At 68.6% G+C, this 12,603-nt stretch carries 9 protein-coding genes; 7 read left to right on the forward strand and 2 right to left on the reverse strand.

Annotated elements, in window-relative coordinates; genetic code table 11:
- Positions 1-88 precede the first annotated feature (88 nt).
- Entirely contained in the window at positions 89-2,092 is a 2,004-nt protein-coding gene (gene thrS / locus ABDV68_RS14640) for a threonine--tRNA ligase (protein ID WP_343520821.1), read from the reverse strand.
- A gap of 85 nt (positions 2,093-2,177) precedes the next feature.
- Between thrS and ABDV68_RS14645 the strand changes: the two genes are divergently transcribed.
- Both ABDV68_RS14645 and recF read left to right on the forward strand, forming a co-directional pair.
- Entirely contained in the window at positions 2,178-2,543 is a 366-nt protein-coding gene (locus ABDV68_RS14645; RefSeq protein ID WP_343520823.1) for a VOC family protein, read from the forward strand.
- Positions 2,544-2,638: 95 nt separating this feature from the next.
- Positions 2,639-3,700, forward strand: a complete 1,062-nt coding sequence (gene recF / locus ABDV68_RS14650) for a DNA replication/repair protein RecF (protein ID WP_343520824.1) — start codon at positions 2,639-2,641, stop codon at positions 3,698-3,700.
- Here the strand turns inward: recF and ABDV68_RS14655 are convergent.
- Entirely contained in the window at positions 3,697-4,335 is a 639-nt protein-coding gene (locus ABDV68_RS14655) for a DUF4893 domain-containing protein (protein ID WP_343520826.1), read from the reverse strand. The two genes, recF and ABDV68_RS14655, sit on opposite strands and share 4 nt — an antisense overlap.
- Before the next feature lie 171 nt (positions 4,336-4,506).
- Here ABDV68_RS14655 and ABDV68_RS14660 point away from each other — a divergent pair, with 171 nt between their 5' ends.
- The 5 genes from ABDV68_RS14660 to ppc all read left to right on the forward strand — a co-directional run.
- Positions 4,507-5,250: an OmpA family protein gene (locus ABDV68_RS14660; RefSeq protein WP_343520828.1), complete on the forward strand. Its 744-nt coding sequence runs from the start codon at positions 4,507-4,509 to the stop codon at positions 5,248-5,250.
- Positions 5,251-5,325: 75 nt separating this feature from the next.
- Positions 5,326-7,872 carry a DNA topoisomerase (ATP-hydrolyzing) subunit B gene (gene gyrB, locus ABDV68_RS14665; protein WP_343520829.1) on the forward strand — a complete coding sequence of 849 codons (2,547 nt, stop codon included), beginning with the start codon at positions 5,326-5,328 and terminating at the stop codon, positions 7,870-7,872.
- A gap of 85 nt (positions 7,873-7,957) precedes the next feature.
- Entirely contained in the window at positions 7,958-8,332 is a 375-nt protein-coding gene (locus tag ABDV68_RS14670; RefSeq protein ID WP_343520830.1) for a septal ring lytic transglycosylase RlpA family protein, read from the forward strand.
- A gap of 107 nt (positions 8,333-8,439) precedes the next feature.
- On the forward strand, positions 8,440-10,095 hold the full coding sequence (locus tag ABDV68_RS14675) for an MFS transporter (RefSeq protein WP_343520831.1): 1,656 nt from the start codon (positions 8,440-8,442) through the stop codon (positions 10,093-10,095).
- Between the two features lie 71 nt (positions 10,096-10,166).
- Positions 10,167-12,603: phosphoenolpyruvate carboxylase (ppc, locus tag ABDV68_RS14680; protein WP_343520832.1), on the forward strand; the 2,437-nt coding region annotated here is incomplete at its 3' end.

Below are 12,603 nucleotides of genomic sequence, written 5' to 3' on the forward strand. Positions count from 1 at the left end.
TATCACGACATACCGGTCCAGCCCGACTCATCCCGGTGCCGCGCCACCCGCTCGCCCACGCCGTGGCGGCCGATGGCGGCGTGGAGGCTCATCCCCGAAGGTCCGGCGGCGTCGCCTCGCCCTTGAGCCAGGCGATCGCCTCGGCGAGCGGAATCACGCGCTGGCCCTCGACGCCGAGCGTGCGGATGGCGACGGTGCCCTCCTCCGCCTCGCGCTTGCCGACCACCAGCAGGTGCGGGACTTTCGCCAGCGAATGCTCGCGCACCTTGTAGTTGATCTTCTCGTTGCGCAGGTCGCTGTCGGCGCGGATGCCGGCGGCCTTGAGCTGGGCGACGGCGTCCTTCGCATAGTCGTCGGCATCGGAGACGATCGTCGCGACCACCGCCTGGACCGGCGCGAGCCAGGCGGGCAGGCGACCGGCGAAATGCTCGATCAGGATGCCGATGAAGCGCTCGTACGAGCCGAAGATCGCGCGGTGCAGCATCACCGGGCGGTGGCGCTCGCCATCCTCGCCGACATAGGACGCGTCGAGACGATCGGGCAGCACGCGGTCCGACTGGATCGTGCCGACCTGCCAGGTGCGGCCGATCGCATCGGTGAGGTGCCATTCGAGCTTGGGGGCATAGAAGGCGCCCTCGCCCGGCAGTTCCTCCCAGCCATATTCGGGCGTGGCGAGGCCGGCCTTCTCGACCGCGTCGCGCAGCTCGGCTTCGGCCTGGTCCCACATCGCCTCGGTGCCGAAGCGCTTGTCGGGGCGCAGCGCGAGCTTGATCGAATAGGTGAAGCCGAAGTCCTTGTAGATGCGGTCGGCGAGCGCGCAGAACGCCTTCACCTCGTCGACGATCTGGTCCTCGCGACAGAAGATGTGCGCGTCGTCCTGGGTGAACTGGCGCACGCGCATCAGGCCGTGGAGCGCGCCATGCGGCTCGTTGCGGTGGCAGCAGCCATTCTCGTAGAAGCGCAGCGGCAGGTCGCGGTACGACTTGATCCCCTGCTTGAAGATCAGGATGTGCGCCGGGCAGTTCATCGGCTTCAATGCCATCCACTCGGCCTCGTTCGAGACGAGCGGGCCGTCCTCCTCGACGTTGGGCACTTCATCGGGGATGACGAACATGTTCTCGCGATACTTGCCCCAGTGGCCGGACGCCTCCCACTGGCGCGCGTCCATCACCTGCGGCGTCTTGACCTCGCGATAGCCGGCGGCGTCGATCGCACGGCGCATATAGGCCTCGAGCTCGCGCCAGATCATATAGCCCTTGGGATGCCAGAAGACGCTGCCATGGGCCTCCTGCTGGAGGTGGAACAAGTCCATCTCCTGCCCGAGCTTGCGATGGTCGCGCTTGGCCGCTTCCTCGAGCTTGTGGAGGTGCGCGTCGAGCTGCTTCTTGTTGAGCCAGCCGGTGCCGTAGATGCGCGACAGCATCGCGTTCTTCTGGTCGCCGCGCCAATAGGCGCCCGAGACGCGCGTCAGCTTGAACGCCTGGGGATCGAGCTTGCCGGTCGAGGCGAGGTGCGGGCCGCGGCACATGTCGAGCCAGGCGTCGTCGCCCTTGCCGGCGCGATAGACGGTCAGCTCCTCATGCTCGGGCAGCTCGGCCGCCCATTCGGCCTTGAAGGTCTCGCCCTGCGCCTTCCAGCGCGCGATCAGGTCGGCGCGGCTCCACACCTCGCGGATCAGCGGCTGATCCTGCGCGATGATCTTGCGCATCGCTTCCTCGATCGCGGGCAGGTCCTCCTCGGTGAAGGGCCGGTCCTTGGGCGCGAAGTCGTAGTAGAAGCCGTCGTCGGTCGCCGGGCCGAAGGTGATCTGCGTGCCGGGGAACAGGTTCTGTACCGCCTCGGCGAGGACGTGCGCATAGTCGTGGCGCGCGAGCTCGAGCGCATCGGCCTCGTCGCGCGAGGTGACCAGCGCCAAGTTGGCGTCGCCCTCAAGCGGGCGGGTGATGTCGCGCAACTCCCCGTCGACGCGCGCGGCGATCGCGGCCCTGGCGAGGCCCGGACCGATCGCCGCCGCGATGTCCGCCGGGGTGGTCCCCGGGGCTACCTCGCGGACGGAACCGTCGGGCAGCGTGATTCGGAACATCTCGGACACGGGATCGGTGCTTTCTGTTAGGAGGTCTTCGGAGCGCGGCTTATGCCCGCGCGACAGCGATATAGGCAAGAAGGCAGACGACACGATGCCCGACCCCCGCGCCGACCACCGTATCGCGGCGATCATGCCGTGCCACGACCTCGACCGCAGCCAGGCATTCTACGAGCGGCTCGGCTTCGCGCTGGAGAGCGATTACGGCGATTATCGCATCCTGACCGACGGCAAGGGCTGGGACCTGCACCTGCGCGCCGAGGACATGTCGAAGCTGCAGGCGCCGTACAATCCGTTCGGCCTGTACCTTTATGTCGAGGACGTCGATGCCGTCGCTGACCGGGTGCGCGAGGCGATCATCGAGCCGGGTGCGCCGCATCTCAAACCCTGGGGGACGTACGAGTTCGCGGTGAGCGATCCCGACGGGGTACTGGTGCGCGTGGGGCGGATCGCGCGCTAGGTTTGGAACAATCCTCCCCCTGGCGGGGGAGGATAGAGATGTTCCCCTCCGCCTCGCCCTTCCCCCTCCCCTGCCGCGCCGCTAGAGGCGGTCGGATGGCCCTTGCCCGCCTGATCCTCACCGATTTCCGCAACCATGCGGCCGCTTCGCTCGCGCCCGGAGCGGATTTCGTGGTGCTGACCGGGGACAATGGCGCGGGGAAGACCAATGTGCTGGAGGCGGTGTCGCTGCTCGCCCCGGGCAGGGGCCTGCGCCGCGCGCCGCTGCCTGAGATCGCGCGGCAAGGCGGCAGCGGCGGGTTCGCGGTGGCGGCGACACTGGCCGAAGGCGTCGAGATCGGCACGGGGACGCAGGCTTCGGCGCCCGAGCGGCGCATCGTGCGCGTCAACGGCGCCGCGGCGGCGGCGGCGAGCCTCGCCGAATGGCTGACCGTGCTGTGGCTGACCCCGGCGATGGACCGGCTGTTCGTCGAGCCAGCGAGCGAGCGGCGGCGCTTCCTCGACCGGCTGACATTGGCGCTGGCGCCGGGGCATGCGCATCACAGCGCGCGCTACGAGGCGGCGATGCGCGAGCGCAACCGGCTGCTCGCGGCGGACGAGCCCGCCGATCCGGACTGGCTGACCGCGCTGGAGGCGCGCATGGCCGAGCATGGCGCGGCGATCGACGTAGCGCGGCGTGGCGCGGTCGAGGCGCTGGCGGCGCGGCTGAGGGAGCAGCCCGAGGGGCCGTTCGCGCGCGCCGGGCTGGCGCTGGAGGGCGAGACGGTGGCCGATCTGGCGCAGGCGCTGCGTTCGGGACGCGCGCGCGATGCCGCGGCGGGACGCACGCTCGCGGGACCGCACCGGCAGGATCTCGCCGTCACGCATCTGGGCAAGGGCCAGCCGGCGCAGCTCTGCTCGACCGGGGAGCAGAAGGCATTGCTGCTCGGCATCGTCCTCGCCCATGCCGAGCTGGTCGCCGACCGCACCGGCCGCGCGCCGATCCTGCTGCTCGACGAGGTCGCCGCGCATCTCGACCCGAGCCGCAGGCGGGCGCTGTTCGAGCGGCTGGCGGGGCGCGGACAGGTGTGGATGACGGGGACCGAGTCGGCGCTGTTCGAGGGAATCGGCGAAGCGACGCGCTATGCGGTGCGCGACGGCGTGGTGGCCGCGGCCTAGCTGCTCGCCTGACGCTCGACCGGGACCGGGGTCAGTTCGAGGACGTCGAGATCCTGCTCGCCCATCGGCACGACCATGCGCCAGCGGAACGGGCCGACGCGCTCGACGACGCCAGTCACGTCGCGCGCCTGATCGGTGCCGTAGACCAGCGAGTTGTCGCCCTCCGCGCGCTGCAGCGCGCCGACGAAGGTGTAGCGCTTCTCGGTCTTGTAGAGATGCCCGGCGGGGAGGTCGCTGCCGGTCTGCTTGGTGAAGTTGAGCTCGCCGTTGGACGTGCCGACATGGCAGAAATGCGTGGGAAAGCTGCGCATGCGGCGTGCGCCGGCGCGGCGGCCGAGCCGGATCAGGCGGCAATTATAGGAGCCCGGGCTGAGCTCGGGATGATCGAGCGCGGCACCCGGTTCGAGCAGCGCGCCCTCGGCCGTGCGCGCGCGGCCGGGCGACTTGCCCCATGCGGCCTGCCAGATCGCCGGCAACGCGTCGATCCGCGCCTGGTCCGCAGGACGGATCACCTGCCCCGCGCCGCCATCGTCGACGATCTCGACCTGCGACGCGCTGACCACAACGGTTTCGCGCTTGGCGGCACAACCCGCCAGGACGAGCGAGACAAGGACGGCGAGTACAACGCTACGCATAAGGATGCCCCCCGGCACGCGGATAAGCTACGCTTAACGCCTAGTCGCCAAACTGCGTTAAAAAATGATTAAATCCGCCCCTGAACGGCGGATTTCCGGCGGCGCCATCCGGCGTTCAAGCTTCGCGTTCTAGCTCCTGGGATCGGTTGGGGACCTCAAGAGGAGGACGAGATGAAGAAGAAGACACTGATCGCCGCCACGCTCGGCATCGCGATGATCGCGCCGGCTTCGGCGCAGAATTGGGACTGGAGCGGCGGGCGCCCGGGGACGCGCGAATACCGGCTGGCCGGGCCGGGCGTGCGGCTGCTCTACGCCGAGCTGCGCGGCAGCCCGCGCGGGCGCGCCTTCGTGATGCGCAACTTCGACCGCAACCGCGATGGGCTGGTAAGCGTGCGTGAGGCGGAAGCCGCCAATCGCGCCTTCGCCGGAATCGCCGGCGCGCGGCGCGACCGCTTCGACTGGGACTCGCGCGACAGCGGCTGGCGGCGTCCGGGCGCCGGCGGCTGGGATCGCGGCGCGATGCGCGCCTATGGCTTTCGCGACACCGCGCGCGGCGCGATGATGCGGATGGAGGATTCGGTGCTGTTCGCCACCGACAGCGCGACCATCCGCCCGGGCGCGGCGGCGAAGCTGGAGGCGCTGGCCGACTATCTCAAGGCCAATCCCGGCGTGCGCGTGGCGATCGAGGGCCATACCGATTCGCGCGGCACCGATGCGCATAACGACGCGCTGTCGCTACGCCGCGCCGATGCGGTGCGCGCCGCGTTCGACGCGATGGGCGTGACGCGGGCGCGCTTCACCGTGCGCGGACTGGGCGAAAGGCAGCCGGTGGCGAGCAACGCGACCGACGCGGGCATGCGCCAGAACCGCCGCGTCGAGGTGACGCTGCTGGGGCGCCGCGCCAGCGAGTTCTGACGGCACAACCGGGCGGGCGGCGAAACCCCTCGCCGCCCGCCCATTTTGCTTCCGTTTCGTGACTCGCGACCCTATATGCTGGGCATGGAATCGAACGATCAGAACACCCCCGAAAACACCCCGAACAGCAACAGCTACGGCGCCGAGAGCATCAAGGTCCTGAAAGGCCTGGACGCGGTGCGCAAGCGGCCCGGCATGTATATCGGCGACACCGATGACGGTTCGGGCCTGCACCACATGGTGTTCGAGGTCAGCGACAACGCGATCGACGAGGCGCTGGCGGGGCATTGCGACAAGATCGTGATCCAGCTCAACGCCGACGGATCGGTGAGCGTCGAGGACAATGGCCGCGGCATCCCGACCGGCATCCACCCGGAAGAAGGCGTGAGCGCGGCCGAGGTCATCATGACCCAGCTGCATGCGGGCGGTAAGTTCGAGAACACCAGCGACGACAATGCCTACAAGGTGTCGGGCGGCCTGCACGGCGTGGGCGTGTCGGTGGTCAACGCGCTGTCGGAGTGGCTCGACCTCAACATCTGGCGCGACGGCGAGGAGCATTACATGCGCTTCGCCTATGGCGACGCCACCGCGCCGCTCAAGGTGATCGGCCCGGCGCCCGAGGGCAAGAAGGGCACGCGCGTGACCTTCCTCGCCTCGACCGAGAAGGCTCCGGGCGACGGGGGCACCTTCAAGAACCAGACGGAATACGACTTCGAGAAGCTCGAGCATCGCTATCGCGAGCTGGCGTTCCTCAATTCGGGCGTGCGGCTGTTCCTGCGCGACGCGCGGCACGAGGAAGTGAAGGAAGTCGAATTCTTCTACGAAGGCGGGATCGCCGCGTTCGTGAAGTGGCTCGACCGCAACAAGTCGCCGCTGTTCCCCGAGCCGATCTCGGTCAACGGGCAGCGCGACGATATCGGCATCGACGTCGCGCTGGAGTGGAACGACTCCTATTACGAGAACGTCCTCTGCTTCACCAACAACATCCCGCAGCGCGACGGCGGCACGCACCTCGCCGCGTTCCGCGCGGCGCTGACCCGGACGATCAACAACTATGCCGACAAGAGCGGCATGCTGAAGAAGGAGAAGGTCACCCTCACCGGCGACGACATGCGCGAGGGGCTGACCGCGATCGTCTCGGTCAAGCTGCCCGATCCCAAGTTCAGCTCGCAGACCAAGGACAAGCTGGTCAGCTCGGAAGTCCGCCAGCCGCTCGAAGCGCTGATGGCGGACAAGATGTCCGACTGGCTGGAGGAGAATCCCGCGCTGGCGCGTGCGATCATCCAGAAGGTGATCGACGCCGCCGCCGCGCGCGAGGCCGCGAAGAAGGCGCGCGAGCTGACCCGGCGCAAGGGCGTGATGGATATTGCCAGCCTGCCCGGCAAGCTGGCCGACTGCCAGGAGCGCGATCCGGCCAAGTCCGAGCTGTTCCTGGTCGAGGGTGACTCGGCCGGCGGATCGGCCAAGCAGGGCCGCGACCGCCATTTCCAGGCGATCCTGCCCCTGCGCGGCAAGATCCTCAACGTCGAGCGCGCCCGCTTCGACCGGATGCTGTCCTCGAAGGAGATCGGCACGCTGATCCAGGCGATGGGCACCGGCATCGGCCGCGACGACTTCAACCTCGAGAAGCTGCGCTACCACAAGATCGTCATCATGACCGACGCCGACGTCGACGGCGCGCATATCCGCACGCTGTTGCTCACCTTCTTCTACCGCCAGATGCCCGAGATCATCGAGGCGGGGCACCTCTTCATCGCGCAGCCGCCGCTGTACAAGGCAACCAAGGGGCGGTCGGAAGTGTATCTCAAGGACGATGCCGCGCTCGACGATTACCTTGTCGAGGCCGGCGTCGGCGGCAACCGGCTGGAGACCAGCGAGGGCCCACGCTTCGGCGAGGATCTCGCCAAGCTGGTCGAGCATGCCCGGCGCATGAAGACGCTGATGCGCTATGTCCCGCGCCGTTATGATCCGTCGATCATCGAGGCGCTGGCGCTGGGCGGCGCGCTCGATCCCGAAGCGTCGCGCGCGCAGCGCGGCGAGCGGCTCGCGGCGGTGACCAAGCGGCTCGACCTGACCGACGAGGATGCGCGCTGGTCGGCGCGCGTCACCGAGGAAGGCGGCTTCCATTTCGAGCGGCTATGGCGCGGGGTGACCGATCACCACATCGTCGAGGCGGCGTTCCTCGCCTCGGCCGAGGGCCGCAAGCTGCATGCGCTCGCCGCCGAGCAGGCCGACAGCTATGCGGCGGTGTCGAAGCTGGTGTCGGTCAAGGCCGCACAGGCCGAGGAAGCGACGCCCGCCGCCGAGGGCGAAGATGAGGAGCCCGTGGTCGCGGCCAAGGGCGAGACGCTGGTCGCACGGCCGAGCGAGCTGCTCGACGCGATCCTCGCCTCGGGCCGCAAGGGGCTGTCGATCCAGCGCTACAAGGGGCTGGGCGAGATGAACGCGGAGCAATTGTGGGAAACCACGCTCGATCCGCAGAACCGCTCGATGCTGGTGGTGGCGATCGACCAGGCCGACGTCGCCGACGAGATCTTCACGCGCCTGATGGGCGACGTGGTCGAGCCGCGTCGCGAGTTCATCCAGGAGAATGCGCTGAGCGTCGCCAATCTCGACGTCTGATCGCGGATTCCAAACAACGCGGCGCTGAACGGATTGCCGTTCGGCGCCGTTGTTGTTTCACCCGGGCCCGCAAAGGGGAATGGGGATGCGGGGTCTTCTCATCGGCACGCTCGCGCTGCTGCTCGCGGTTCCGGCCGTCGCCGCGGACGAGACTGAAGCCGGCACGGATCTCGGCAGCGGCATGGCAAGCTATTTCAGCCGCGAGATCGCCGGCAACCGCACCGCAAGCGGCGAACGCTGCGATCCCGACGCGCTCACCGCCGCGCACCGCACCGCGCCGTTCGGCAGCCGCATGCACGTGACCAACCTGTCGACCGGGCGCAGCGTGATCGTGCGCATCAACGACCGCGGCCCGTTCCGCGCGGGGCGGGTGATCGACCTCAGCCACGCCGCCGCGCGCGAGATCGGCATGCACCGCAGCGGCACGGCGAAGGTGAGCTTGGCGCTGCTCGGCGACTGACGCTACGGCCGTGGCGCATTTTCGGCGCGCGCCTCTCAGAAAATCTTGCTCGACGCGCCCCGCGAAACGCGCCACGATTAAATCACATAAATCGGGGAGGGGAATGCATGACGGCTCCAGCAGTGGCCGGCCGCAACGAGCGCAAGGTGATCGTCGCCTCGTCGCTCGGTACGGTGTTCGAATGGTATGATTTCTATCTCTACGGCCTGCTCGCCACCGTCATTTCCGCCAAATTCTTCTCGGGGGTGAACGAGACCACCGGGTTCATCCTCGCCCTCGGCGCATTCGCCGCCGGGTTCGCGGTGCGGCCGTTCGGGGCATTGGTATTCGGACGCCTGGGCGACGTGGTCGGGCGCAAATACACCTTCCTCGTGACGATGGGACTGATGGGCCTCTCCACCTTCGCGGTCGGGCTGTTGCCGAGCTACGCGAGCATCGGCGTCGCCGCGCCGGTGATCCTGGTGCTGCTGCGCCTCGTCCAGGGCCTCGCGCTCGGCGGCGAATATGGCGGCGCGGCGACCTATGTCGCCGAGCACGCCCCCGAGGGGAAGCGCGGGCTGTTCACCAGCTGGATCCAGACCACCGCGACGCTCGGCCTGTTCGCGGCATTGCTGGTGGTGATCGGCATCCGCACCGCGATCGGCGAGGCCGCCTTCGCCGACTGGGGCTGGCGTCTGCCCTTCCTCGTCTCGATCCTGCTGCTCGCCGTGTCGCTGTGGATCCGGCTCCAGCTCGCCGAGAGCCCGGTCTACCAGAAGATGAAGGAGGAGGGCACGACCTCCAAGGCGCCGTTCAGCGAGGCGTTCGGCACGTGGCGCAACCTGCGCGTGGTGCTGATCGTGCTGCTCGGCGCCGTCGCCGGCCAGGCGGTGGTCTGGTATACGGGGCAATTCTATGCGCTGTTCTTCCTCGAGAAGACGCTCAAGGTCGACGGCGCCACCGCCAACATCCTGATCGCGATCGCGCTGGTGATCGGCACGCCGTTCTTCGTTATCTTCGGCTGGCTCTCCGACAGGATCGGGCGCAAGAAGATCATCCTGGCCGGCTGCGCGCTGGCGGCGCTGACCTATTTCCCGGTGTTCCACGCGCTGACCGGCGCGGCCAATCCGGCACTGGCGGCGGCGCAGGCGAAAGCGCCGGTGACCGTGATCGCGAACCCCGCAGCCTGTTCGTTCCAGTTCGATCCGATCGGCAGGAACAAGTTCGATCGAACAGCCTGCGATATCGCGAAAGCCTATCTGGCCAAGGCCGGTGTACCCTATGTCTCTCAGGACGCGGGGAACGACTGGGCGGAGGTCGTCATCGGGCAACGGACGATCAGGATCTCCAGTCCGCAGGGAGGCATTGGTCCCGGGGCGAATGCGGCCAGCATTCCATCTCGCCAGGCTGAGATAAAGGCGGCGCTGGCCGAGGCGGGCTATCCCGCCAAGGCCGATCCCGCGGCGATGAACAAGCCGCTGATCGTCGCCCTGCTGTTCTGGCTCGTGCTGCTGGTCACCGCGGTCTATGGCCCGATCGCGGCGCTGCTGGTCGAGATCTTCCCGACGCGGATCCGCTACACCGCGATGTCGCTGCCCTATCATATCGGCAATGGCTGGTTCGGCGGGTTCCTGCCGACGATCGCCTTCGCGATGGTCGCGGCGACCGGCGATATCTATTACGGCCTGTGGTATCCGATCGGCGTCGCGGTGCTGACGCTGATCGTCGGGCTTCTGCTGCTCCCCGAAACCTTCCGCCGGCGGATCGACGACCACGCGACATGATCGTGCGCGGGTAAGGTAACGCAAGAAACGAAACGGTTGACGCTGGTCATGCCGCGGTGCAGCACGCGCGCATGGCCAGCGCTCCTCCGATCACCAATAATCCCGATATCCGCTATCTCGGCCGCGTCCTCGGCGACGTGATCCGCGCCTATGGCGGGGACGCGCTGTTCCGGCGCATCGAATATATTCGCTCGGCCTCGGTCGACCGGCATCGCGGGATCGCGGGGGCGGATTCGATCGATCCCGGGCTCGACAGTTTGAGCCTCGACGAGACGCTCGATTTCGTGCGCAGCTTCATGCTGTTCTCGATGCTCGCCAACCTCGCCGAGGATCGCCAGGGCATCGCCGCCGAGCCCGGCGCGGACGTCGAGCATGCGATCGCGCGGCTCAAGGAGCATGGCATCGGCCCCGAGCGCATCGCCGAGCTGCTCGAGCATGCGCTGGTCGCGCCGGTGCTCACCGCGCACCCGACCGAAGTGCGGCGCAAGTCGATGATCGACCATCGCAATCGCATCGCCGAGCTGATGGCGCTCAAGGACCAGGGCGTGACCGAGACCCCCGACGGCGACCTGGTCGACGAGGGGATCGTGCGCCAGGTCGCCTTGCTGTGGCAGACCCGCGTGCTGCGGCAGGAGCGGCTCTATGTCGCCGACGAGGTCGAGACCGCGCTCTCCTATCTGCGCGACGTGTTCCTCCCCACCCTGCCCGCGCTCCATGCGCGCTGGGACCGCGCGCTGGGCAATCGCGTGCCGGCGTTCCTGCGCCCGGGCAACTGGATCGGCGGCGACCGCGACGGCAATCCCTTCGTCACCGCGGACTCGCTGCGCCTGACGCTGTCGCGCTCGGCGGAGACGGTGCTGAGCCACTATCTCGACGCGGTGCATGCGCTGGGCGCGGAGCTGTCGATCTCGAGCCATCATGCGCAGATCGATGCGGACGTCGCGGCGCTGGCCGAGCGCAGCGGCGACGATGCCGCGAGCCGCGCCGACGAGCCCTATCGCCGCGCGCTGTCGGGCATCTATGCCCGGCTCGCCGCGACTTATCGCGACCTCACCGGCAAGTCCGCGCCGCGGCCCGGCGCGCTGACCGGCGAGCGCTATCCCGACCCGGCGGCGTTCCGCGCCGACCTCGCCACCGTCGCGCACGGCCTCGCCGCGCAGGGCGCCGAGACGCTGGCGTCGAGCGGCGCGCTCGGGCGGCTGATCCGCTCGGTCGACATCTTCGGCTTCCATCTCGCCACGCTCGACATGCGCCAGAACAGCGCGGTGCACGAGCGGGTGGTCGCCGAGCTGCTGAGGGTCGCGGGGGTCGAGGGCGACTATGCCGCGCTCGACGAGGATGCGCGGGTCGAACTGCTGCGTCGCGAACTCGCCTCGCCGCGGCCGCTGACCAGCCGCTATGCGAGCTATAGCGAGGAGACCGCATCCGAGCTCGCGATCGTCCATGCCGCGGCGCAGGCGCACGAGCGCTACGGGCGCGCCGCGATCCGCCAGTATATCGTGTCGATGGCGCAGTCGGTCTCGGACCTGCTCGAAGTGCATGTGCTGCTCAAGGAAGCCGGGCTCTACATTCCCGGCGAGGAACCGCAGGCGCATATCATGGCGGTGCCTTTGTTCGAGACGATCGGCGATCTCGAGGCCGCGCCCGGGATCATGCGCGCGTGGTTCGCGCTGCCCGAGGTCGCGGCGATCGCCAAGGCGCGCGGACATCAGGAAGTGATGATCGGCTACTCCGACTCGAACAAGGATGGCGGCTATCTCACCTCGACCTGGGGCCTGTCCAAGGGCTCGACCGCGCTCACGCCGGTATTCGAGGAAGCGGGGATCGGCATGCAGCTGTTCCATGGCCGCGGCGGCGCGGTGGGACGCGGCGGCGGCTCCTCGTTCCAGGCGATCCAGGCGCAGCCCGCGGGCACGGTGCAGGGCCGTATCCGCATCACCGAGCAGGGCGAGGTGATCGCCGCCAAGTACGGCACGCGCGAGAGCGCGCAGACCAACCTCGAGGCGATGGCCTCGGCGACGCTGCTCGCCAGCCTCGAGCCGCAGCAGCTGAGCGGAGCCGACGCAGCGCGCTTCGAGGGCGCGATGGAGGAATTGTCGGGGACGGCGTTCACGGCCTATCGCGACCTCGTCTATGGGACGGAGGGGTTCCGGACCTTCTTCCGCCAGATGACCCCGATCGCCGAGATCGCGGGCCTCAAGATCGGCAGCCGCCCGGCAAGCCGCAAGAAGAGCGACGCGATCGAGGATCTGCGCGCGATCCCCTGGGTATTCAGCTGGGCACAGGCGCGCGTGATGCTGCCGGGCTGGTACGGGGTCGGCGCGGCGCTGTCGGGGTTCCAGGACCGCGGCCTCTTGCGCGAGATGGCGGCGGGGTGGCCGCTGTTCGCCTCGGCGCTGGCGAACATGGAGATGGTGCTCGCCAAATCCGACATGGGTATCGCCGGGCGCTATGCCGCCTTGGTCGAGGACCGCGCGCTGGGCGATGCGATCTTCGGGCGCATCCGCG

Origin of the sequence: Sphingomonas sp. (genome assembly GCF_039595165.1) — a bacterium.
Lineage (GTDB): Bacteria > Pseudomonadota > Alphaproteobacteria > Sphingomonadales > Sphingomonadaceae > Sphingomonas.